Below are 21,437 nucleotides of genomic sequence, written 5' to 3'. Positions count from 1 at the left end.
CGCAAAAAAACCCGGTTCACCCAAAGGAAGACAGACCATGACCTCGCGCACCCGCCGCACCCTTGCCACTGCCCTGCTGCTGGCCATCCCCTGCCTCGTTCTTCCCGCGCATGCCGCAGGCTACCCCGACAAGGCCATCACCGTGGTCGTGCCCTATTCGCCGGGCGGCGGCGTGGACATCATCACGCGCTTGATCACGACGCCCATGGCGCAGACCCTGGGCCAGAGCCTGGTGGTCGACAACAAGCCCGGTGGCGGCACCAACATCGGCATGTCGGCGGTGGCGCGCAGCCCGGCCAACGGCTACACGCTGCTGACCTCGTCCAATACGCTGACGACCAACAAGGCGCTGTACTCGAAGCTCAATTTCGATCCCCTGGCCGACTTCGTGCCGATCGGCCGCATCGGCGAGGCCGCGCTGGTGGTGGTGGTCAATGCCAAGTCGCCCTACAAGACCCTGGGCGAGCTGGTGGCCGCGGGCAAGGCCAAGCCCGATGCGCTGTCGTTCGGCACCGCCGGCGTCGGCAGCTCGGGCCACATGGCCAGTGAACTGCTGCTGCGCGCGGGCAGCTTCAAGGCCGTGCATGTGCCCTACAAGGGCGGCTCCTCGGCCGTGACCGATCTGCTGGGCGGGCGCCTGGACTTCATGGCCATCAACCCGCTCGAAGTCGTGAGCCATGTGAAGAACGGCTCGCTGCGCGCGCTGGCGATGCTCAACACCAAGGGCTCGCCGCTGCTGCCCGAGGTCAAGACCGCCCAGTCGCTGGGCTACAACGTGCAGGCCACGGTGTGGTGGGGCCTGAACGCGCCCAAGGGCACGCCGGCGCAGGTCATCGAGACGCTGAACAAGGCGTTGAATGCCGCGCTCGCCACGCCCGAAGTCAAGACCCGGCTGGCCGAGATCGGCGCCACCCCGGTGGGCGGAACGCCGGCCGAGTTCGCGCAGTTCATCCAGGCCGAGTCCGCCTCGCTGGGCGAGCTGATCAAGTCCGCGGGCATCACCGCCGACTGATGCCACCCGCGCCACCCCGCGCGCGATTGGAGAACCGCACCATGACCAAGACCACTTACCGAGCGCTTGGCGCCATTGCCGTCTTGAGCGCCGCGCTGCTTGGCACGGCGTGCCAGGCGCCGGGCGCACACAGCGGCGCCGCTGCCGCCCCCCTGGCCGTCGCTGCACCGGCCAGCGCGGCGCAGCTCCAGGCGCTCGCGCCCACCGGCGCGCTGCGCGTCGGGCTGTACCCCGGCAGTCCGACCTCGCTGCTGCCGGGCGCGGCGGGCCAGGCGCCGCGCGGGCTGGGCTATGCGCTGGGCGAGGCGCTGGCGCGCCAGCTGGGCGTGCCCTTCCAGCCCGTGGTGTTCGACAAGAATGCCGATGTGCTGGCGGCGGCCAAACGCGGCGAGGTCGACCTGGTGTTCACCAATGCCACGGCCGAGCGCAAGGCCTATGTCGATTTCACCGGCACCGTGCTGAACATTGAAAAAAGCGTGCTGCTGGCCCCGGGCAGCCGCATCGAAGCACTGGACCAGCTGAACCAGCCCGCGTTGCGCATTGGCGTGAGCGCCGGCAGCTCCACGGGCCAGGAACTGCAGCAGATCTACCCGCGCGCGCAGCTGCGCGACATGCCCTCGCTGCAGCATGCCGGCCAAGCCCTGGCCAAGGGCGACATCGACGCCTTTGCCACCAACAAGTCGATCCTGTTTGCGCTGCAGGAGCAGGTCGCGGGCAGCCGCGTGCTGCCCGGCGCCTGGGGCATGGAGTCGTTTGCGCTGGGCATGCCCAAGGGCCGCCCCGTGCAGGGCCTGACCTACGTGGAGCGCTTCGCGGCGCAGCAGCAGGCGGATGCGCAACTGCAGCGTTGGATCGAGCAGGCCGCGCTGCGCGGCGCCGTGCTGCCCAAGCGCTGATCGGCGGGCAGCGCGCCGCGATAATCGGCGCGATGCCCCGTCAGCAAAGCGCCACCCTCATCGGCCTCGTTGCCATCGTTCTCTGGTCCTCGATCGTGGGGCTGATCCGCCGCGTCAGCGAAGGCCTGGGCGCCACCGGCGGCGCGGCCATGATCTATACGCTGGCCACCGTGCTGCTGCTGGCGACGGTGGGTTTTCCACGGCTGCGCGCCATGCCGCGCGCCTATCTGTATTGGGGCAGCGCGCTGTTCGTGTCGTATGAGCTGTGCCTGGCGCTGTCGATCGGCTATGCCAACACGGGCCGGCAGGCGATCGAGGTCGGCATGGTCAACTACCTGTGGCCGACCTTCACCATGCTGGCGGCCATGGCCTTCAACGGCCAGCGCGCGAGCGCGCTGGTGCTGCCGGGCTTGCTGATCTCGCTGGCCGGCATCGCCTGCGTGCTGGGCGGCGAGCAGGGCCTGGACCCGGCGGGCATGCTGGCCAATGTCCGGGACAATCCGCTGAGCTATGGCCTGGCCTTTGCCGGCGCGCTGATCTGGGCCGCCTACTGCACCGTCACCGCGCGGATTGCCAAGGGCAGCAATGGCATCGCGCTGTTTTTCCTGCTCACGGCACTGGCACTGTGGACCAAGTACCTGCTGCTCGGCGGCCCGGCGATGCAATGGAGCTGGCCAACCGGCCTGCATCTGGTCCTTGCCGCCGGCGCCATGGGCTTTGGCTATGCGGCCTGGAACGTCGGCATCCTGCATGGCAATGTGACGCTGCTCGCCGGCGCCTCGTATTTCACGCCGGTGCTGTCGGCGGCGCTGGCCGCGGTGCTGCTGGGCGTGCCGCTCACGGCCACGTTCTGGTCGGGTGCGGCGCTGGTCTGCGGCGGCGCCATGCTGTGCTGGCTCGCGACCCGCGCCGCAACGCGCCAGCGGCCGGCTGCCCGGGACTGAAGCCGTCAGCGCGCCTGCGACGGCGCCAGCAATGCGCTCAGGGAGGCTTGCTGGCTGAGCACTTCGAACCAGTTGCTGTAGCCGGCGTCGCTGGGGTGCAGGCCATCGGCCGCATACATCAGGTCGGGTTGCCGGGCCATGGGGTCCTGGGCGCGTTCCTGGTAGCGGTCGACATACACCGCCTGGTGGCGCGCCGCGGCCTCGCGCACCAGGCCGTGCAGCGTGCGCGAGCGCGCGCTCAGGTACCAGGACACCGGGGGAAAGAATAACGGCGCGTTGCCGACATTGCCGGCCGGCATGATCAGCACATGCGCGCTGCGCGCGCGCGCGAGTTCGGCCACGCGTTCGATATCGCCGCGCATCGCGCTCTCCGAGCGCAGCCGCATCACGTCATTGCCACCGGCCTGCACCAGCACCAGATCGTAGCGCCCGGTCGCGGCTTCGAGCTGCCCGCGGACATCGGCAAAGGTCGCGCCGTTCTTTGCGCGGTTGTCGATCTCCAGCCGCGGCCAGGCCTGGGCCAGCAGGCCGGCCAGGCTGGTCTGCGGCGAAGTCGCGCCGGTGCCGACGCCGGTACTGTCGCCGACGATCAACAGGCGCTGCGCCGGGTCCGCGGGCAGGCGCTGCAGCGGCTCGCTGCGCTCGACCAGCGCGCGCGCCTCGTTCAGGCGCCAGGGCGCGCAGCCGGATGCCATGAGGACGGCGCCCACCAGCATTGCCAGCAGGGCGGGCCTCACCAGTCTGGACGGTTTGTGCATGGTCTGCAGTCTAGGGCGCGAAGGCTTGGGACGGATGTAGTCCGCAAGGCTGAGTCGCAGCGCCGACGCGCGGCGCCATGGCCGCTGACTGGACCGCGCTCAGCGTGGGTCGACCTGGGTGTGCTGCACCCAGATCAGCGCATCGATATCCACGCCCAGCGCCCTGGCGCGGGCCACGATCGCGGTCCGCGTGTCCTGGTCCAGCGTCTTGTCGCGTGCCAGCACCCAGCAATAGTCCAGATCTGCCCCGACCACCAGCGCCCAGCGATAGTCCGCGTCGAGCGACACCACGTGATAGCCGCCATAGAACGGGCCAAAGAACGAGACCTTGAGCGAGCCGGTGGTGGGCGCGCCGGTGAAGCGGGCCTTGCCAACGGCTTCACGCCATTCGCCCGATGCCGGCGAGAAGCCGCGGTTGACCACCTGCACGCTGCCGTCGGCCTGGGGCGTGTAGGTGGCGGACACATCGGTCAGGCCGCGCTCGAAGCGGTGGTCCAGCCGCGCGATCTCGTACCAGCGGCCCTGGTAGCGCTGCAGGTCGAACGCCGTGACGGCCTCGACCCCCGCGGGGGGGCGCGTGCTGGTGCAGGCACCGAGCAGGGCCGCCGTGGCGATGGCCAGGGCCAGCCAGCTCAGGCGGCCTTGGCGGGTAGGGGAAAAACGCAGCATGGGACAGGCCTTTCACGGAGCAAGAGAGGGGGGAGCGCTTTGCCGCCAGCATACGGCAGCCGCGCCAAACCAGCCAAGGGCGCGCCGGCGCCGGCGCTTTTCCCCGTACAGTGGGCCAAGTTCCCGGGCCTGCCGTTGTGCCCGGGCTTGTCTGGAGATGCCGATGATTGTCGAAGTGGTGGATTTCAAGATCGCTCCCGAGCAGCACGAAGCGTTTGGCCCGGTGCTCAAGAACGCCGTGCAGACCGTGCTGTCGCAGGCCGCGGGCTATGCCGGGCACAGCGTGCTGGCCTGCATCGAGACCCCGGGCCGCTATGTGCTCACCGTGCATTGGGAAACGCTCGAAGACCACACCGTCGGCTTTCGCCAGTCGCCGGCCTTCACCGCATGGCGCGCGCTGATCGGCCCGTTCTTCGCGCAGCCGCCGCATGTGGAGCATTTCATGGTGGTCGACAGCCGCGCGCCGAACTGAGGGCGCGCGGCGGCGCTGCCGCATCGGTGGCTGCGCCTCAATCCGCGGCCTGCCCATGCTCCTGCGCCTGGAAGCGCAATCCCACGCCGGGTTCGGTCAGGATGTAGCGCGGCGCCGCGGCCGCGTCGCCGAGCTTGTGGCGCAGCTTGCCGACCAGGATGCGCAGGTAGTGCGCGTCGTCCGCATGGGTCGGGCCCCACATCTCGCGCAGCAGCTGCGGCTGGGTCAGCAGGCGCCCGGGCTGGCGCGCCAGCAGCGACAGCAGCGCGAACTCCTTGCGCGTCAGCGCCACGGGCTGGCCGCGCAACTGCACCTCGCGCCGCGCCAGGTCGATGCGCAGCACGCCGTCGTCATAGACCGGCTCGGCATCCGGCGCGCGGCTGGCGTTGCGAAGCAGCACGCGGATGCGCGCCATGAGCTCCTCGATGCCAAAGGGCTTGGTCACATAGTCGTTGGCACCGGCATCGAGCAGCGCCACCTTCTGCGTCTCGCTGGAGCGCACCGTGAGCACGATGACCGGCACGCGCGACCATTGGCGCAGCTCCCTGAGCACCTGCTGGCCGTCGCGGTCGGGCAGGCCCAGGTCGAGGATCACCAGGTCGGCGCCCTGGGTGGCGAGCAGCGCCAGGCCGCGCTCGCCGGTATCGGCGAGCAAGGTGGCGTAGCCCTGCGAGCGCAGGCTGATGTCGACGAACTTGCGGATCTGCGGCTCGTCGTCGATGACCAGCACGCGCGCCGCGAGGGCCGCGGTCTGGGTGGATGGCTGTTCCATGTTCAATGCTTTCCTGGCGCCGTCGGCTCGCCCCAGGGCAGCGTCAGGCGGATGGTGGTGCCGCGGCCTTGCGGCCCGGGCAGGGCCTCGACGCTGCCGAGGTGCGCGCCAATGATGGCCTGCACGATGGTCAGGCCCAGTCCCGTGCCCTGCTGGCCGCGGTCGCCGCGCTCGACGCTGTAGAACATGTCGAAGATGCGGTGGCGCTCGTCCTCGGGAATGCCCGGGCCCTGGTCGCAGACGTCGATCTGCAGCAACCCGGCCTCGGTACTGCGCGCCAGCACGCGGATGGCGGCGCCGGGCGGCGAGAACTTGGCGGCATTTTCCAGCACATTGAACAGCGCCTGCTCGACCAGCGCCGGATGCACATGCGCCAGCGGCAGGCCGTCGGGGATCTCGGCTTCGACGCGGGCGTGGCCGACATAGCGCTGCAGGCGCCGCGCGGCCGAGCCCACCAGTTCGTCCACGCCAATCCAGTCGCGCTCGAGCGCAAGGCCCTGCTGGCCCAGGCGCGTCATGTCGAGCAGGTTCTGGATGTAGCGATCGAGGCGCTCGCCCTCGAGGCGTATGGTCTGCAGCAGGCTGTGGCGGTCGTCCTCGCCCATGTCCTTGCCGTAGCTCGACAGGCTGCCGGCCGCGCCTATCATCGCCGACAGCGGCGAGCGCAGGTCGTGCGATACCGACGACAGCAGCGCCGAGCGCAGGCGCTCGGTCTCGGCGCTGACGCGCGCCGCCTCGAGATCGGCCACCAGGCGCGCGCGCAGCGCGGCCTGGGCGATGTCCTCGACCATGCTCTCGGCCAGGCGCCGCTGCTCGAAGCCGAGCCGCGCCATGCCCGCCGGCCATTGCAGCCCGGCCACGCCCAGCTGCTGCTGGTCCGAGCGCACCGGCAGGAACCACCAGGCCGACTGCGACAGCGTGTCCGTGTAGCGGCCGCTGGCCTGGCCGTGGCGCTCGGTCCAGTCCGCGGCCGCGAGGTCCTTGTCGTCCAGCAGCGCGGCGTTCGCGGCCGGCTCCGCGGCACCCTGGATGCGGATCCAGGCACGCGCCTGCAGCGTCGACTGCAGCGCGGCCGCGCCCGCGGCCATGACCTGGCCCAGGTCGGCGGCCTTGGACAGCTGCTGCCCCAGGCTCTGCAGCGCTGTCGCATGCGCATTGGCGGCGCGCAGCGCCACGACCTGCTGCCGCAGCTGCGAGGCCAGCCGCCCGGCAATCAGCGCCGTGGCCAGGAACATCGCCGCCGTGGCCACGCCGCCGTGCGAGCCGATGGCCAGCGTCAGCAGCGGGTCGAGAAAGAAGAAGTCGTAGGCAAAGAAGCACAGCACGGCGGTGGCCACGGCCGTGGCCAGGCGGCTGCGCGCGGCCACCAGCAGCACCGCCAGCAGGAACACCATCGACAGGTCTTCGAGCCCGAGAAAGCGCTGGCCCAGCGCCGCGGCGGCGGCCGCGCCCGCGGTGGCCAGCAAGGCCCGCAGCGGCGCGCGCCAGCCCAGGGCCTCGGCGTTCACGCCATGCCGCAGCCGTGCGCGCTGGCGCGCCTGCGGCGTGCTGACGATGGTCAGCTCGTAGCGCGCGCCGCGCCGCAGCAGCTGCTGCGTCAGCGTGCGGTTGAAGATGCGCGCGACCGGCCGTTCGCGCGTGCGGCCGATGACGATGGAGCGCGCGCCGCGCGCCGCGGCCGCGTCCAGCAGCACCTGGGCCACGTCGGCGCCATGCAGGATCTCGGTGCCGCCGCCCAGGTTGCGGGCCAGCGCAAAGGCCTTGTCGATCTCGCGCTGGCGCTCCTGCCGCGCGCGCCCGAGGCTGCGCGGCGTCTCGACGCAGACCACCGACCAGGGCGCGCCGCGGCGCTCGGCCAGGCGCGCGCCGGCGCGCACCAGGTATTCGGACTGGCCCTGGCCGTCGATCGCCACCAGCACATGGCGCTGCAGCGCGATGCCGCCCAGGCCGCGCGCGCTGCGCGTTTCGCGCAGGTCGGCATCGACATGGTCGGCCACGGTCTGCATCGCCAGCTCGCGCAGCGCCGTCAGGTTCGAGGGCGAGAAGAACGCCTGCAGCGCCTGCCCGGCCTGATCGGGCAGGTAGACCTTGCCCTGGTGCAGGCGCTCGATCAGCTCGCGCGGCGGCAGGTCGACCAGGCGGATGTCGCGCAGCCGCTCGAGCAGCGCATCGGGCACGGTCTCGGCGACGCGGATGCCGGTGATCTGGTGCACCACATCGTTGAGGCTCTCGAGGTGCTGGATGTTGAGCGTGGTGTAGACATCGATGCCCGCGTCCAGCAGTTCCTCGACATCCTGCCAGCGCCGATCGTGGCGGCTGCCGGGCGCGTTGCGGTGCGCGAGTTCATCGACCAGCGCCACGGCCGGGCGGCGCGCGAGCAGCGCGTCGAGGTCCATCTCGTCGAGCCGGCGGCCCTGGTAGTCGATGCTGCGCCGCGGCACCAGCGGCAAGCCCTCGGCCAGGGCCTGGGTTTCGGCGCGGCCGTGGGTCTCGACGATGCCGATGGCCACGTCCTGGCCCTGGCGCAGCAGTTCACGCGCGCGCGCCAGCATCGCGCAGGTCTTGCCCACGCCGGGCGAGGCGCCCAGGAACAGCGTGAGCCGGCCCGCGCCCTCGCGTTGCAGCGCGCCGATCAGCGCGTTGGCCTGCGCGGCCTGCTCAGCGCCCATCGCAGGGCGCCTGGAAGTTCATGTAGTGCATGCGCCAAGCCTACCGGTGATTCTTCGCCTGCACAGCCAGTTGCAGCGCCGATTTCGCGGGTCCAGGGGACATGATCAGCACGCGGCGCTCCGGCGTGTTGCCCACGGCCAACGCAAAGCCCAGCGCCGCCGCACCCGCCACGGCCAGGCGCACCGGCCGGCGGTACCCGGCAAGAAATCCGCGCACGGCGGCCCAGCCAATGGGAGTCGACGGAAAGCTTGCCCGGCACAGGCGCGGCGAGCCGCCCAGCACCACCAGTTCCAGCCGCTCGGCGCCAGCCGCGACACCCACCGCGAGTTCACGGCTCATCGCGCTGCTTCCTTGGCATCCAGCGCCAGATTGAGCGCCAGCACATTCACCCGCGGCTGACCCAGCACGCCCAGCTGCCGCGTCTCGGTATGCTGCGCGACCAGTTGCTCCAGCGCGGCCCGCGGCATGCCGCGCGCCTGCGCCACGCGCGCGATCTGCACGGCGGCGCCCTCGGGACTGATATGCGGGTCGCTGCCGCTGCCCGATTGGGTGAACAGCTCGGCGGGCACGGCGGCGGGCGCGATGCCCTCGCGCTGCGCCACCGCGGCGCGCGCCGCATCGAGGCGCGCGCGCAGTTCGGGGTGGCTGCGCGCCTGGTTGCTGCCGGCCAGGGCCATGGTGTCGTAGCCCGCCGCCGAAGGCCGCGGCTGGAAGTAGCGCGCGCCCGTGAACGGCTGCGCCACCAGCGCCGAGCCGACCACGCGGCCGCCCTGCTCGAGCAGGCTGCCGTTGGCGGCCGCGGGAAACAGCGCCTGGCCCAGCCCGACGCCGGCCAGCGCGTAGAGAAAGCCGAAACCGGCCAGCGTCAGCCCGGTCAGGCCCAGGGCGCCGCGCAGCAGGCCGCGCGCTGCCAGCGCGGCCGGGGCCGGGGCCGGCGCAGCGCCGGGAAAAGTGGAAATATCCATGACAGAACCCTCAGAGGTGGAACAGCGTCGACAGCAGCAGGTCGATGAGCTTGATGGCAATGAAAGGCAGCAGCAGCCCGCCCAGGCCGTAGACCAGCATGTTGCGGCGCAGCAGCGCGGTTGCGCCCGCGGCGCGAAAGCGCACGCCGCGCAGCGCGAGGGGAATCAGCAGCGGAATGATCACGGCGTTGAAGACCAGCGCCGACAGCACCGCGCTCGAAGGGCTCGACAGCTGCATCACGTTGAGCGCGGCCATCTGCGGAATCGCCACGGCAAACAGCGCGGGCAGGATGGCAAAGTACTTCGACACGTCGTTGGCCAGCGAGAAGGTGGTCAGCGCGCCGCGCGTGATGAGCTGCTGCTTGCCGATCTCCACCACGGCCAGCAGCTTGGCCGGATCGGAGTCGAGATCGACCATGTTGCCGGCCTCCTTGGCGGCCTGCGTGCCCGAGTTCATCGCCAGCCCGATGTCGGCCTGGGCCAGCGCGGGCGCGTCATTGGTGCCATCGCCGACCATGGCCACCAGCCGGCCTTCGGCCTGCTCGGCGCGGATGCGCGCGAGCTTGTCCTCGGGCCGCGCCTCGGCAATGTAGTCATCGACCCCGGCCTCGGCCGCGATATGCGCCGCCGTGAGCGGGTTGTCGCCAGTGATCATCACCGTCTTGATGCCCATTGCGCGCAGCTGCGCGAAACGCTCGCGGATGCCGTGCTTGACGACGTCCGACAGCGCGATCACGCCCAGCAGCTGGCGCCCGTCGCTGACCACCAGCGGCGTGGCGCCGGTGCGCGCGATGTCGGCCACGCGCTGCTCCAGCGCCACCGGCACCTGGCCGCCCAGCGCGCGCACATGCGCGGCCATTGCCGCCAGCGCGCCCTTGCGGATCACGCGCCCGCCCGGCAGGTCCACGCCCGACATGCGCGTTTGCGCCGAAAACGGCACGAACTGCGCGCCGGCGGGTGCCTCAAGCGCCAGGCCGGCCAGCTTCACCACCGACTTGCCTTCGGGCGTCGGGTCGGCGAGCGAGGCCAGCAGCGCGGCCTCGCGCAGCTGCGGCAAGCCCACGCCGGGCAGGGCGTGGAAGGCGGTGGCCTGGCGGTCGCCATGGGTGATGGTGCCGGTCTTGTCGAGCAGCAGCACATCGATGTCGCCCGCGACTTCGACGGCCTTGCCCGACTTGGCCAGCACATTGGCCTGCAGCGCGCGGTTCATGCCGGCAATGCCGTTGGCCGGCAGCAGCCCGCCAATGGTGGTCGGAATCAGGCATACCAGCAGCGCCACCAGCAGCACCGGATTGACCTCGACGCCGACGAAGCCGCCAATGAAGGGCAGCGTCGCGACAACGATGGCGAAAGTCAGCGTCATCACCATCAGCAGCAGGCCCAGCGCGATCTCGTTGGGCGTCTTTTGCCGACTCGAGCCTTCGACCAGCGCGATCATGCGGTCGAGGAAGCTGTGGCCCGGCTCGGCGGTGACGCGCACCACGATGCGGTCGGACAGCACCAGCGTGCCGCCAATCACGCCCGAGCGGTCGGTGCCGGCCTCGCGCAGCACCGGCGCCGATTCGCCGGTCACGGCCGCCTCGTTGATCGAGGCCAGGCCCTGTTCGATCTCGCCGTCGGCCGGCACGAGCTCGCCGGCCTCGACCAGCACCTGGTCGCCGGGGCGCAGTTCGGCCGCGGGCACGCGGGCCTCGCCGCCCGCGGCGTCGATGCGCCGCGCCATCAGGTCCTGGCGCGCGCGCCGCAGCGACGCCGCCTGGCCGCGGCCGCGCGACTCGGCCACCGCTTCGGCGAAGTTGCCGAACAGCACGGTGATCAACAGGATGGCGGTCACGGCCATGCCGAAACCCGGTGCCGCCAGGCCGGCCAGCGTGGCTGCGGCCGCGAGCAGCGTGCCGGCCCAGACCACGGCCATGACCGGATTGCGCAGCATGTGCTGCGGCGCGAGCTTGGTGAACGCGGCGATCAGCGCCGGGCGCAGGCTCTCTTGGGAGTGTGCGTTTCGCATGGAGTTTCCTTCAGGGCGCGCGCAGCGGCGCGAGGGCCAGATGGTCGGCCACCGGGCCGAGCACCAGCACCGGCATGAATTGCAGCAGCGTGAGAATCACAACGATGGCGGTCAGCGTGAGCGCGAAGGTGGGAGTCTCCACCTGCAGGCTGCCCGGGCTTTCGGGCGCGCGGCGCTTGCGCGCCAGCATGGCCGCAAGCGCCAGCGGAATCAGCAGCGCCGGATAGCGGCCCGCGGCCAGCACGAAGGCCGCGCTGAGGTTCCACCAGAGCGTGTTGTCGGCCAGGCCCTCGAAGCCCGAGCCATTGTTGGCAAACGCCGAGACATATTCGTAGAACACCTGGCTCAGGCCGTGGAAGCCCGGGTTGGAGTTGCCGGCCAGGCCGGGCACGGCCAGCGCCACCGCGGTGAAGCCCAGGATCACCAGCGGCTGCCACAGCACCAGCACCGCCAGCAGCCGCACCTCGGGTGCCTCGATCTTGCGGCCGAACAGCTCCGGCGTGCGCCCGGTCATCAGCCCCGCCAGGAACACGCTCAGCAGCAGGTGGACGATGAACTGCTGCAGCCCGCAGCCGACGCCGCCCCAGATCGCATTGATCAGCATGTTGCTCAGGGCCGCCAGGCCGGTCAGCGGCGCGGCCGAATCCAGCATCAGGTTGACCGAGCCGTTGTTGACCTGCGTGGTCGTCGCGGCCCACAGCGCCGCGGCCTCGGCGCCCAGGCGCAGTTCCTTGCCCTCCATCAGCGCGCTGTCGGCGGCAGTGGCGGAATGGGCCTCCGACCAGAGCGAGAACCCCGTGGACAGCAGCGACAGGCACAGCATGCTGCCGAACACCAGGGCGCCAAACCGGCGCCGGCCGGTGAACGGCGCGATCATGAAGATGATGGACACCGGAATCAGCGCGATGGCCAGCAGCTGCAGGAAGTTCGACAGCGGCGTCGGGTTCTCCAGCGCCACCGTGCTGTTCGGGCCATACCAGCCGCCGCCATTGCTGCCCAGCTGCTTGATCGCGACCATGGGCGCGACCGGGCCCAGCGGGATCTTCTGCTCCCTGAACGTGGCGCTGCTCTCGACCGGAGCCGCGACGGGGCCGGCGGCCAGCGTCGCGGGCACGCCCTGCGAGGTCAGCAGCAAGGACAGCAGCAGGCACAGCGGCAGCACGAAGCGCAGCGTGGCGCGCACCACATCGGCCCAGTAGTTGCCGACATCGATGCCGCTCGACGCGGCGCCTGGGGCGGTTGGCGCTGACCCGCGTGGCGCTGGCCCGCTAGGCGCTGGCCCGCTCGGCGCTACCCCTCCCAGCAACCCGCGCAGCGTGGCCGCGGCCACGGCCAAGCCCATCACCGGCGTGACCACCTGCAGCCCGATGACCCCGGTCATCTGCGCCAGATACGACAGCTGGGCCTGGCCGGAGTAATGCTGCTGGTTGGTGTTGGTGAGAAACGAGACCATGCTGTGCAGCGCCAGGTCCCAGCGCATGTTCGGCACGCCATCGGGATTGAGCGGCAGCCAGGCCTGGGTCATGAAGATGCCCCAGACCGCAAGTGCCAGCAGCAGGTTGCTCAGCAAGAAGGCTGCGGCGTAGCCGCGCCAGCCCATGCCGATGTCGGGGCGCGTGCCCAGCAGGCGGTAGATCGAACGTTCGAGCCAGCCGAACAGCCAATCGCCGCGCATGGGCGCGCCGCGCATGACGGCCGCGAGGTAATGCCCCAGCGGCCAGCCCAGGGCCAGCAGCAACGCGAGAAACAAGCCCCATTCAAGCATGGTGCAGCACTCCGTGAAGGTCCGGGGCGGGTGGAGAGAAGAAAGGGGAAACGCGAAGCATGGGGGTATCGGATTGGCAGGCGATATAGCCAAATCCATTGTTCGCCCAGGGCGCGTAAATTTGCCATGCCGCAAGACGGCAGGCGCATAAATTCGGCGTAAATTCTGCGCGGCCATGCCGGTGCATTGGGGGCCATTCATGCAGCTGGTTGGCGTGCGCAAAAGCGCAATTTCTTCTTGTTACATATGTCACAATCATGGGGTTTTCATGACAAAAACGAGACCCCAATGCGTACAACGATGAATTACAAGCTTTCGGCCTTGGGCCTGGCCGCGCTGCTGAGCGCCTGTGGTGGTGGCGGCAGTGATGGCAGCGCCGCGGACAACGGCGCATCGGTTCCCGCGGGCGCGGTGACCGTCAGCGGACAGGTGATCGACGCGCCGATTGCCGGCGCCAAGGTCTGCCTGCAAGTCGACGGCGCCGCGGCGCGCGATGCGGCCAGTGCCGCCATCTGCTCGGCCGACACCGATGCCCAGGGCAACTACACGCTGGCCGTGCCGCGCAGCCTTGGCTCCGGCGTGCTGACCCTGGTGGCCAGCAAGAGCGGCGGCATCAAGCTGGTGTCCACGCTAGGCACGCTCGAGCAGGTCATTGCCGCCGCGGGCAGCAGCGGCGTCGCCACCGCGACCAGCCTCCCCGCCGCGCGCGTGACGCACTTCACCACCGCAGATTTCGTGCTGGCCGACAGCAACCACGACGGCATCCTGTCGAGCGCGGAGCGCGAAGCCTATGTGCCTTCCGTGGCCGCCTCGCTGGGCGTGGCGGCGGTCATCAAGGCCGTGGTTGATTTCAACGGCCAGGCCGGCGGGCTGCTGGGCGGCGCGACCACCGACACGCTGCAGCTGGCGGCGGCCGCAGTGCAGAACAAGCCCCTGGGCACCACGGGCCGGACGGCAGGCGAATGGCTGCTGCAGTCCGGCAATGCCAACATCGTGCAGGCGGTGCTCACCGACCTGGCTGAAAACAGCGGCAATGTGTTCGTGCGCTACCAGTACACCAGCACCGTCGTGTCCCAGAATGTTCCCGCGCCCGAGGTGGTGTTTGCGGGCGGCATGCAGGCCAGCCTCTACTGCACCAGTCCCGCCGAAAACGAGAGCGAGGTGATCGACATTGCGCTGAATGCCCAGCGCGGTACGGCGATGGTGCGCGTGCAGGAAGGCGGCCTGACCGGCTACCTCCCGGGCGATTTCAACGCCCGCACCGGTGAAGTGCAGTTCCGGCTGCTGGAGCCGCGCTCCGTGTCGCTGTCCAATGCCGTGACCACCTACTACAGCGAGAGCACCGGCACCATGCGCCTGAAGCTGGACGCGCAAACCGGCGCCCTTACCGGCACCTCGACGGACAGCGTGACCAACAGCTGGACGCTCAACAGCATCACCAAGACCTGCACCGCCGAAAGCAGCATCAAGGCCGTGAAGCTTTAAGCGGCGCAGGACGAGCCGGCATTCGCCGGCCTGTCACGCGCAGAAAAAAAGCCCTTGTTTCTGGCGAAACGGGGGCTTTTTCAATTCCTGCGATGCGATCACGCCGGCATGCGCGCAAGGTCCACACGCGCCACGCGGCCCGCGTCGAGCTGCACCACGGCCTGGGCCAGCGCCTCGACATCGCTCGGGTCGTGCGTCACCAGCAGCACCGGAATCTGCACGCGCTCGAGCATCTCGGCGAGCTCTGCGCGCAGGCGCACGCGCAACTGCGTATCGAGCGCCGACAGCGGTTCGTCGAGCAGCAGCAGCCGGGGCTGGGGCGCAAGCGCGCGCGCCAGCGCCACGCGCTGGCGCTGCCCGCCCGACAGATGGCGCGGCAGCGCAGCGCGCAAGGCCTCCAGGCCGAACTGGCGCACCAGCGCATCGATGCGCTCGCGCTGCGCCGCGTCGGGGCGCTGGCCCAGCCGGCACAGCCCGAAGGCCAGGTTCTGCTCCACCGTCAGGTGCGGAAACAGCGCATAGTCCTGAAACACCACGCCGATGCGGCGTTCGCGTGTGGGCAGATCGATGCCGCGCGCGGTGTCCAGGAGCGTGTGGCCGCTCACGCGCACATGGCCGTGCGCCTGCGCAGCCAGTCCGGCAATCGCCATCAGCAGCGTGGACTTGCCCGAGCCCGAGGCGCCGATCAGCGCGGTGCGCGCGGCCGTGGAAGTGAAGCGCGCATCGAGCACGAAAGTGCGGTCCGGCGACGAGAGCGTCGCCTGCAAGTGAAGGTCCAGTACGGGAGTGATCTGCGTCATGTCAATGCCTTGCCTGCAGCAGCCGGCTGGAGACGACCAGCACCACCACGCACACGGCCGAGATCACCAGCGTGAGCCACAGCGCCTGCGCATCGTTGCCGGCCTGCACCGCATCGTAGATCGCGATCGACAGCGTCTGCGTCTTGCCCGGCAGGTTGCCGGCAATCATCAGCGTCGCGCCGAACTCGCCCATCGCGCGCGCGAACGCCAGCATCAGCCCGGCCGTGATGCCGCGCACCGCCAGCGGCAGCGTGATGCGCACAAAGGTCTCGAACTCGCCCGCGCCGAGCGTGCGCGCGGCATGCGGATAGCGCGCGTCGACGTCCTCGAACGCCGCGCGCGCGGCCTTGTAGACCAGCGGCAGCGACACCAGCGCGGCAGCGATCACCGCGCCCTGCCAGGTGAACATCAGATTGATGCCGAACCAGCGGTCGAGGTACTGGCCCAGCACGCCATTGCGCCCGATCAGCACGATCAGGTAGTAGCCCAGCACCGTGGGCGGCAGCACCATCGGCAGCATCAGCAGCGCATCGACGAAGTTCTTGCCCGCGAAGCGGCGCTGCGACATCCACCAGCCCAGCGCGATGCCGGCCGCGCCGGCCAGCAGCGTCGCCAGCAGCGCGATCTTGAGCGTCAGCCAAAGAGGGGTCAGCACGGTGGGGGCGCCGGGTGATCAGGGTTTGGAAAAGCCAAAGCCTTCGAGGATCTGCTGGCCCGCAGCGCTGCGCACGAAGGCAATGAAGTCCTTGCCCAGCGCCGCGTTCCTGCTGGCGGCGACCTGCGCGATCGGGTAGCTCACGGGCGTGGCCGTGGGCACGGTGAGCGCAATGCGCGTCTTGTCCTTCTCGATCAGCGCGTCGGTGCGGTAGACGAAGCCGGCGTCGACTTCGGCGCGCGCGACGTAGTTCAGCACCTGGCGCACGCTTTCGCCGTAGATCCACTTCGATTCCAGCGCCGAAGCCAGGCCTGCATCCTGCACCGAAGCCATGGTGTAGCGGCCCACGGGCACCGAGCTGGGGGTGCCGGTGGCGATGCGCTTGTAGGCGGCGCCATTCAGGTCGGCGAGCTGTTGCGGCACATGGCTGGCCGAGGCGGGCACGATCAGCACCAGCGTGTTGCGCGCGAAGTCGGCGCGCGTGCCTTCGGCCAGCAGCCTGGCCTTGGCCGCGCGGTCCATGGTTTCCTGGTCGGCCGAGGCAAACACGTCCACGGGTGCGCCCTGCTGGATCTGCGCCAGCAGCGGACCCGAGGCGGCGAAGTTGAACGTCAGCCGGGTGCCGGGATGGGCCTTCTCGAACGCCTGGCCCACGGCCTGGAAGGCATTGGTCAGGCTGGCGGCGGCGGAAACCGTCAGCTCCTGCGCCTGCACGGCCACCGCGCCCAGGGAAAATGCCGTCAGCAGGGTGGCCTTCAGCAGCCAGCGGGAAGAAGCAGTCATCTCGGATCCTTTGATTTCGCTATTCCAAAACGGAATAGCGAAATCATAACAAGAGGTATCCGACCTTGGAGCGAGCTCAAGTCCTGGCGGCAACGGCGTCCGGCGACAACGCGCGTTCGTCGGAAAGCGTGGTTGGCAAGCGCTCCAGTCCCTGCTCGAACCAGCCGATGCGCTCGGTCTGGCGCACGTCGAGCGCGGGCACATAGGGCTTGATGTCCAAGACCGGCGTGCCGTCGAGCATGTCGTTGCCCGCGAAATGCAGCTGGCCGCCGCAGACCCGCAGCAGCCGGACGATGGACAGGCCGATGCGGTTGGGCCGCGCCGGCGCGCGCGTGGCAAACACGCCGTGGCGCACGGTGTCCATGAACGGCACGACCTCCAGTTGCTCGCCGGCCTGGTGCAGATGCGTGAGCAGAACCAGGTATTCGAAGCCCTCGATATCGCGCAGCCCGGGCTGGAACGCCGGCAGCACATCGAGCCAGCCCTCGGCATGCGCCGCGGCCGCGGTCTGGATGGGCATGCCCTGCAGCGACTGGAACGGACTGCGCACAAAGCCTATGGGCTGCATCGCGATGGGCGGGGAGGGAAGCGGCTGGTGGATCATGGAGGATGTCCCGGTTTCGCTATTCCACAAAGGGATAGCGGTGGCGCATTATGGCGCCGCGCCGGCAAGCCGGCCTGCCGACCCTGTGGCGGTCCCGGATTGCGCGCGCGACCAGCCGCCTACTGCAGCGCCCGCACCAGCGCCATGCCCGCATACAGCCCGGCGACACCCAGCACCAGCGTGCCCAGCGCATAAAGGATGGACGCCGCGATCTCGCCGCGCAGCTGCAGTGCGCCGATCTCGAGCGCAAAGGTCGAGAAGGTCGTGAAGCCGCCCAGGATGCCGGTGGTGAGAAACAGCCGCGCCTGCGGCGACAGGCCGCTGCGCGCGGCCCCGTACTCGACCACCGCGCCCATGGCAAACGCGCCCAGCACGTTGATGCCCAGCGTGCCCAGCGGATACTGCGTGCCGAGCCAGCGCGCGGCCAGCAGGTTGGCGCCATGGCGCGCGGCCGAGCCCAGGCCGCCGCCGAGAAACACCAGCAGGAATTCCATGCCTTGCCCCCTCAGACCGCGGCTTCCACGCCCAGCACGGCGGCCACGCGCGAGGACATGTCGGCCTTGACGTAGATGCCGGTCGTGGAGATGTCGGCATGGCCCAGCAGTTGCTGGACCACGGCCAGGTCCTTGCCGCTCGAGCGCAGCGACTGGTGCGCAAAGGTGTGGCGCAGCCAGTGCGCCGAGGCCTTGAGGAAATCGGTGTCGCCCGCGCCGGGCTGCTGCTGCACCTGGCGGAAGAACTGCTTGAGCACGCCATGCAGCCGCGCCGCCGACAGCGCGCCGGTGGCATTGGTTTCGCGGCGCGCGTTCGAGGCCAGGTCGCCGACGGTGCCGGCGTGGCCCAGCGCCAGGCGCTCGTCCAGCACGCCCAGCAGCGGGCAGTCCTTTTTGGGCATCCCGGCGTAGCTGGCCAGCGCGCCGGATTCAATCAGTGCCAGGCGGTCCTGGTAATGGGCTTCGAGCGCCTGCAGCGTCTCGGGCTTGAGCGGCACCATGCGTTCGCGCTTGCCCTTGCCGGCAAAGCGCAGCGCCCAGATGTCGGACTCCATGTTGTCCAGGCGCACGCGCTCGATATGGCCCCAGGTCATGTTGACGGCCTCGGCGCGGCGCAGGCCCGCGGTCTGCAGCAGCAAGATGGCGGCGCGCAGCCGGCGCTTGACCGGACCGTCGGGCATCTCCTGCAGCGTCGTGCGGATGGCCTGCAGCGCCTCGTTGGAGAACGAGCGCATCACATCCATCTGCATGTCCCGGCGCTTGCTGCCGCGCACGCTGGCCACCGCATTGGCATCGAGGTAGCCGCTCGCATGCCAGTCGCGGTACATGGTGGCGATCGCGCTCATGGTCTGCTGGATGCTCAGGTCGGCCAGCGGGCCGCGCAGCGGGCGCCAGTCCTCCGATCCCTTGGTGACCGGCGCCTTCTGGCACCAGTGCGCGGGCGGCGCGCGCAAAAAGGCCTTGAAGGCAATGAAATCCTCGGTCGCCAGCGACGACAGGTGGGTGCGGCGCTCGACCAGCGCCCACAGCACCAGCCGTTCGACGGCGCGCCGGTAGCTGTCCTGCGTCGCCGCGGATTTCTCGGCCAGCGTGGCAAACCAGGCCTGCACCGCCTCGCGGTCGGTGTGCGCCTTGAGCGTGTTGGGGCGGTGCGAGCGGAACAGGCCGTCGTCGCCCAGCAGATCGAGCGGCCAAGCCAGGCTTTCGAGCGGCACCAGGCCGAACATCTCGGGCGTGCCGCGCGCACTGCCCAGCGTCTCGGGCAGCAGGCTGGCCGCGGGCGTGAACTCGGCGTAGATCATCTCCTGCGCGATCCGGTGGTGGATGCGCACGCCAATCGCCTCCTGGTGGTCGCTGAGCCACAGCAGCAGGCGCTGCGCGCGCGTGCGGCCGACGCCGGGCAGCTGCGCGTGCCAGCGCCGGCCCTGCAGGTTGATCCAGCCGATGGCATCGCTCAGGCTCAGCACGCCATGCACGCGCAGCTTGGCGCAGATGGCCGCATCGAGCCAGAGCTGCGTCGGGTCGCCGGGCTGCGGGTGCTGGGCGACATGCAGCTGCACCCAGTGCAGCGCCTCGAGCTTGCCGCGCAGGATCTCGGCGGCCGTGGGGCCGGCGCGCTGGCCGGACTCGCCAAAACGGTCGTCGAGCTGCTCGCGGTACAGCGCGATCAGCTCCTTCTCGCTGAACATGTCCTCGGCAAAGCCCTGGGCGAATTCCTCCAGCGTCGGCAGCTCGGGCGTGGGCTCGGGCCGCGCCAGCAGCTGCGCCAGGATGCGCGGGCCCTGCTCGCGCTGGGGCAGGTGTTCGGGCAGGTTCAGCAGCGCCAGTTTGATGCGCTGCTGCAGCTGTTCGCGATAGCTGCCCGCGGCGCGCCGGTCCATGCTGCCCAGATGCAGCAGGTAGCGGTTGGCGGCCAGCTTTTCATCGACGCCCTGCAGCACCGCGCGCATGAACGAGGTCTCGCTCGCGGAGATGCGCGCGCCGGCGCTGGCGATCCTGGCTTTTGCGCCCGGCGGGCGGCCGCGCCGGCGCTTCGGGCGCTCTGCCGCCTCCGGCGCGGGCGGGTCTTCTTCGATATCGACGACTTGGAGGCGGTCGATGGGCGGGCCGGGGGGCAGGCCAAGGGCGTCGGGCATGCGGATGTCGGGGGGAAACGGATGCCCGCATCATATATTTGCGCGCCGCCGCGCGCGCCCGGCGCGGCATCAACCCCGCATATCGATATGCGAAAAACGCGCCAACGGATACGCCGGATCGCGGTCAAATTCGGAACAAGCTTTCCATTTTTGAAGCGAACTTTTTCAGGCTGCCTTCCGCAGGGGCAGCGGGCGGAACCATATGACCGGCAAGACGCGCAGGGACTTTCTCAAACTCGGCTACTTCCATTTCACCGACGGCTTCCACTCGGCCGGCTGGCGCCTGCCCCAGGCCGTGAGCCATGCCAGCATCTTCGAAGCCCACCGCCAGGCGGCGGCCATGGCCCAGGCCGCGGGCTTCGATGCGCTCTTCCTGGGCGATTCGCTCGATACCTCGCTCGGAGAAAGCGGCTCGCGCCTGCGCCGGCTCGATCCCGTGGCCACGCTGTCGGCGATTGCGGCCACGACACCGGGCATCGGCCTGGTGGCGACCATGTCGACCACCTACAGCGCGCCGTATATCGTCGCGCGCCAGATCGGCTCGCTCGACCAGCTGAGCAACGGCCGCGCGGGCTGGAACGTGGTGACCTCGTATTCGGCCGGCGTGGCCGAGAACTTCAACCACCACCAGCTGCCGCCGCATGAGCAGCGCTACGCGCTGGCCGAGGAGTTCGTCGACGTGGTGCGCGGGCTGTGGGACAGCTTCGACGATGACGCCTTCGTGCGCGACAAGGCCGGCGGCCGCTTTGTCGACCCGCAGCGCGTGCATGCGCTCCATCACCAGGGCCGGCACTACCAGGTGCGCGGGCCGATTCCCGTGCCGCGCAGCCCGCAGGGGCAGGCGGTGCTGGTGCAGGCGGGTTCCTCCATTCCGGGCACGCAGCTCGGCGCGCGCGTGGGCGAGCTGATCTTCACGCGCCAGTCGACGCTTGCAGCCGCGGTGGCGTTTCGCCGCAGCTTCCACGCCGCGCTGCCGGATTTCGGTCGCACGCCGCGCGAGGTGATCGTGATGCCTGGCGTGATTCCGGTGCTGGGCGCCACCGAGGCCGAGGCGCGCGCGCTGGTGCGGCAGATGGATCAGGGCGTCGACCTGGAGCATGGCCGGTTCGTGCTGGGCAACCAGCTGGGCCTTGAGCTGTCGCATCTGCGCTTCGAAGACGAGCTGCCCGAACTCCAGCCCGCGGCCAACGGCCAGCGCAGCGTGCTGGGTATCCTCGCCGGCCTGCGCGCGCGCGGGCCGCTGACGGTGGCCGCGGCGGCGCGCTATTTCGGCGGCATGCGCGGCCATATCGAGCTGGTAGGCACGCCGGAGCAGGTGGCGCAGGGGCTGATCGACCTGTACGAGGCCGGCGCGGGCGACGGCTTCAACATCATCCCGCCCTTCATGCCGGGCGGACTCGCCGATTTCGCCGAACAGGTCGTGCCCCTGCTGCGCCGGCGCGGCTATCTGCCCCAGGGCTATGCGGGCGAGACGCTGCGGGAAAACCTCGGCCTGGCAGTGCCGAAATCGCGTTTCAGCCGCTAAAAATCTGCAGGTGCCTGCGTCCGCA

General features: G+C 70.1%; 20 protein-coding genes. 6 read left to right on the top strand and 14 right to left on the bottom strand.

The features are described 5' to 3' along the window. Positions 1-37 precede the first annotated feature (37 nt). The 3 genes from HUK68_RS22135 to yddG are packed head-to-tail and all read left to right on the top strand — an operon-like array spanning position 38 to position 2,852. A complete protein-coding gene (locus tag HUK68_RS22135) occupies positions 38-1,012 on the top strand; it encodes a Bug family tripartite tricarboxylate transporter substrate binding protein (RefSeq protein ID WP_175506395.1) in 975 nt (324 codons plus the stop codon). A 41-nt stretch (positions 1,013-1,053) separates the two neighbouring features. Beyond that, a complete protein-coding gene (locus tag HUK68_RS22130; protein ID WP_175506394.1) occupies positions 1,054-1,908 on the top strand; it encodes a transporter substrate-binding domain-containing protein in 855 nt (284 codons plus the stop codon). 32 nt (positions 1,909-1,940) lie between these two features. After that, complete coding sequence (gene yddG, locus HUK68_RS22125) at positions 1,941-2,852, top strand: aromatic amino acid DMT transporter YddG (protein WP_175506393.1); 912 nt, start codon at positions 1,941-1,943, stop codon at positions 2,850-2,852. A 5-nt stretch (positions 2,853-2,857) separates the two neighbouring features. Here the strand turns inward: yddG and HUK68_RS22120 are convergent, their stop codons facing one another. Together HUK68_RS22120 and HUK68_RS22115 are read right to left on the bottom strand one after the other, a co-directional pair. Beyond that, entirely contained in the window at positions 2,858-3,610 is a 753-nt protein-coding gene (locus HUK68_RS22120) for an SGNH/GDSL hydrolase family protein (protein ID WP_175506392.1), read from the bottom strand. 99 nt (positions 3,611-3,709) lie between these two features. Next, positions 3,710-4,279 (bottom strand): lipocalin family protein, encoded by a 570-nt coding sequence (locus tag HUK68_RS22115; protein ID WP_175506391.1) that lies wholly within the window; start codon positions 4,277-4,279, stop codon positions 3,710-3,712. Between the two features lie 163 nt (positions 4,280-4,442). On the opposite strand from HUK68_RS22115, the gene HUK68_RS22110 reads away from it, so the two are divergent. Then, entirely contained in the window at positions 4,443-4,751 is a 309-nt protein-coding gene (locus tag HUK68_RS22110) for an antibiotic biosynthesis monooxygenase family protein (RefSeq protein WP_175506390.1), read from the top strand. Between the two features lie 37 nt (positions 4,752-4,788). On the opposite strand, the gene HUK68_RS22105 is transcribed toward HUK68_RS22110, so the two are convergent. Genes HUK68_RS22105 through HUK68_RS22080 form a run of 6 tightly spaced genes read right to left on the bottom strand, consistent with a single transcriptional unit; the run spans position 4,789 to position 12,931 of the window. After that, complete coding sequence (locus tag HUK68_RS22105; RefSeq protein WP_175506389.1) at positions 4,789-5,523, bottom strand: response regulator; 735 nt, start codon at positions 5,521-5,523, stop codon at positions 4,789-4,791. Positions 5,524-5,525: 2 nt separating this feature from the next. Beyond that, on the bottom strand, positions 5,526-8,192 hold the full coding sequence (locus HUK68_RS22100) for a sensor histidine kinase (RefSeq protein ID WP_175506388.1): 2,667 nt from the start codon (positions 8,190-8,192) through the stop codon (positions 5,526-5,528). A 40-nt stretch (positions 8,193-8,232) separates the two neighbouring features. Next, on the bottom strand, positions 8,233-8,532 hold the full coding sequence (locus HUK68_RS22095; protein WP_175506387.1) for a hypothetical protein: 300 nt from the start codon (positions 8,530-8,532) through the stop codon (positions 8,233-8,235). Beyond that, on the bottom strand, positions 8,529-9,158 hold the full coding sequence (gene kdpC, locus HUK68_RS22090) for a potassium-transporting ATPase subunit KdpC (protein ID WP_175506386.1): 630 nt from the start codon (positions 9,156-9,158) through the stop codon (positions 8,529-8,531). The genes HUK68_RS22095 and kdpC overlap by 4 nt, the downstream gene beginning before the upstream one ends. Before the next feature lie 10 nt (positions 9,159-9,168). Beyond that, positions 9,169-11,166, bottom strand: a complete 1,998-nt coding sequence (kdpB, locus tag HUK68_RS22085) for a potassium-transporting ATPase subunit KdpB (protein WP_175506385.1) — start codon at positions 11,164-11,166, stop codon at positions 9,169-9,171. Between the two features lie 10 nt (positions 11,167-11,176). Further along, positions 11,177-12,931 carry a potassium-transporting ATPase subunit KdpA gene (locus HUK68_RS22080; protein ID WP_175506384.1) on the bottom strand — a complete coding sequence of 585 codons (1,755 nt, stop codon included), beginning with the start codon at positions 12,929-12,931 and terminating at the stop codon, positions 11,177-11,179. Positions 12,932-13,231: 300 nt separating this feature from the next. Here HUK68_RS22080 and HUK68_RS22075 point away from each other — a divergent pair, with 300 nt between their 5' ends. After that, positions 13,232-14,416, top strand: a complete 1,185-nt coding sequence (locus HUK68_RS22075; RefSeq protein ID WP_175506383.1) for a hypothetical protein — start codon at positions 13,232-13,234, stop codon at positions 14,414-14,416. A 98-nt stretch (positions 14,417-14,514) separates the two neighbouring features. Here HUK68_RS22075 and HUK68_RS22070 read toward each other — a convergent pair whose 3' ends face one another. The 6 genes from HUK68_RS22070 to HUK68_RS23465 all read right to left on the bottom strand — a co-directional run bounded on the left by HUK68_RS22070 (position 14,515) and on the right by HUK68_RS23465 (position 19,887). After that, entirely contained in the window at positions 14,515-15,216 is a 702-nt protein-coding gene (locus tag HUK68_RS22070; protein ID WP_434082471.1) for an ABC transporter ATP-binding protein, read from the bottom strand. 1 nt (position 15,217) lies between these two features. Beyond that, positions 15,218-15,871, bottom strand: coding sequence for a molybdate ABC transporter permease subunit (gene modB / locus HUK68_RS22065; protein ID WP_175506382.1), 654 nt, complete (start codon positions 15,869-15,871; stop codon positions 15,218-15,220). 18 nt (positions 15,872-15,889) lie between these two features. After that, positions 15,890-16,654, bottom strand: a complete 765-nt coding sequence (modA, locus tag HUK68_RS22060; RefSeq protein ID WP_175506381.1) for a molybdate ABC transporter substrate-binding protein — start codon at positions 16,652-16,654, stop codon at positions 15,890-15,892. Between the two features lie 76 nt (positions 16,655-16,730). After that, entirely contained in the window at positions 16,731-17,258 is a 528-nt protein-coding gene (gene tsaA / locus HUK68_RS22055) for a tRNA (N6-threonylcarbamoyladenosine(37)-N6)-methyltransferase TrmO (protein ID WP_175506380.1), read from the bottom strand. Positions 17,259-17,377: 119 nt separating this feature from the next. Continuing rightward, entirely contained in the window at positions 17,378-17,752 is a 375-nt protein-coding gene (gene crcB / locus HUK68_RS22050) for a fluoride efflux transporter CrcB (RefSeq protein ID WP_175506379.1), read from the bottom strand. Between the two features lie 11 nt (positions 17,753-17,763). Further along, entirely contained in the window at positions 17,764-19,887 is a 2,124-nt protein-coding gene (locus HUK68_RS23465; RefSeq protein ID WP_175506378.1) for a site-specific integrase, read from the bottom strand. A 202-nt stretch (positions 19,888-20,089) separates the two neighbouring features. Here HUK68_RS23465 and HUK68_RS22040 point away from each other — a divergent pair, with 202 nt between their 5' ends. Further along, the gene (locus tag HUK68_RS22040; RefSeq protein ID WP_175506377.1) at positions 20,090-21,412 is read left to right on the top strand and encodes an NtaA/DmoA family FMN-dependent monooxygenase; all 1,323 of its coding nucleotides are present in this window, start codon (positions 20,090-20,092) and stop codon (positions 21,410-21,412) included. Positions 21,413-21,437: the final 25 nt, after the last annotated feature.

This window comes from Comamonas antarctica, assembly GCF_013363755.1.
Lineage (GTDB): Bacteria > Pseudomonadota > Gammaproteobacteria > Burkholderiales > Burkholderiaceae_C > Comamonas > Comamonas antarctica.
This window is presented reverse-complemented; position numbering and strand designations above follow the sequence as displayed.

Coding starts and splice junctions, on each gene's coding strand:
- HUK68_RS22135 (WP_175506395.1), top strand. CDS start 38: ATGACCTCGCGCACCCGCCGCACCCTTGCCACTGCCCTGCTGCTGGCC.
- HUK68_RS22130 (WP_175506394.1), top strand. CDS start 1,054: ATGACCAAGACCACTTACCGAGCGCTTGGCGCCATTGCCGTCTTGAGC.
- yddG (WP_175506393.1), top strand. CDS start 1,941: ATGCCCCGTCAGCAAAGCGCCACCCTCATCGGCCTCGTTGCCATCGTT.
- HUK68_RS22120 (WP_175506392.1), bottom strand. CDS start 3,610: ATGCACAAACCGTCCAGACTGGTGAGGCCCGCCCTGCTGGCAATGCTG.
- HUK68_RS22115 (WP_175506391.1), bottom strand. CDS start 4,279: ATGCTGCGTTTTTCCCCTACCCGCCAAGGCCGCCTGAGCTGGCTGGCC.
- HUK68_RS22110 (WP_175506390.1), top strand. CDS start 4,443: ATGATTGTCGAAGTGGTGGATTTCAAGATCGCTCCCGAGCAGCACGAA.
- HUK68_RS22105 (WP_175506389.1), bottom strand. CDS start 5,523: ATGGAACAGCCATCCACCCAGACCGCGGCCCTCGCGGCGCGCGTGCTG.
- HUK68_RS22100 (WP_175506388.1), bottom strand. CDS start 8,192: ATGGGCGCTGAGCAGGCCGCGCAGGCCAACGCGCTGATCGGCGCGCTG.
- HUK68_RS22095 (WP_175506387.1), bottom strand. CDS start 8,532: ATGAGCCGTGAACTCGCGGTGGGTGTCGCGGCTGGCGCCGAGCGGCTG.
- kdpC (WP_175506386.1), bottom strand. CDS start 9,158: ATGGATATTTCCACTTTTCCCGGCGCTGCGCCGGCCCCGGCCCCGGCC.
- kdpB (WP_175506385.1), bottom strand. CDS start 11,166: ATGCGAAACGCACACTCCCAAGAGAGCCTGCGCCCGGCGCTGATCGCC.
- HUK68_RS22080 (WP_175506384.1), bottom strand. CDS start 12,931: ATGCTTGAATGGGGCTTGTTTCTCGCGTTGCTGCTGGCCCTGGGCTGG.
- HUK68_RS22075 (WP_175506383.1), top strand. CDS start 13,232: ATGAATTACAAGCTTTCGGCCTTGGGCCTGGCCGCGCTGCTGAGCGCC.
- HUK68_RS22070 (WP_434082471.1), bottom strand. CDS start 15,216: ATGACGCAGATCACTCCCGTACTGGACCTTCACTTGCAGGCGACGCTC.
- modA (WP_175506381.1), bottom strand. CDS start 16,654: ATGACTGCTTCTTCCCGCTGGCTGCTGAAGGCCACCCTGCTGACGGCA.
- tsaA (WP_175506380.1), bottom strand. CDS start 17,258: ATGATCCACCAGCCGCTTCCCTCCCCGCCCATCGCGATGCAGCCCATA.
- crcB (WP_175506379.1), bottom strand. CDS start 17,752: ATGGAATTCCTGCTGGTGTTTCTCGGCGGCGGCCTGGGCTCGGCCGCG.
- HUK68_RS23465 (WP_175506378.1), bottom strand. CDS start 19,887: ATGCCCGACGCCCTTGGCCTGCCCCCCGGCCCGCCCATCGACCGCCTC.
- HUK68_RS22040 (WP_175506377.1), top strand. CDS start 20,090: ATGACCGGCAAGACGCGCAGGGACTTTCTCAAACTCGGCTACTTCCAT.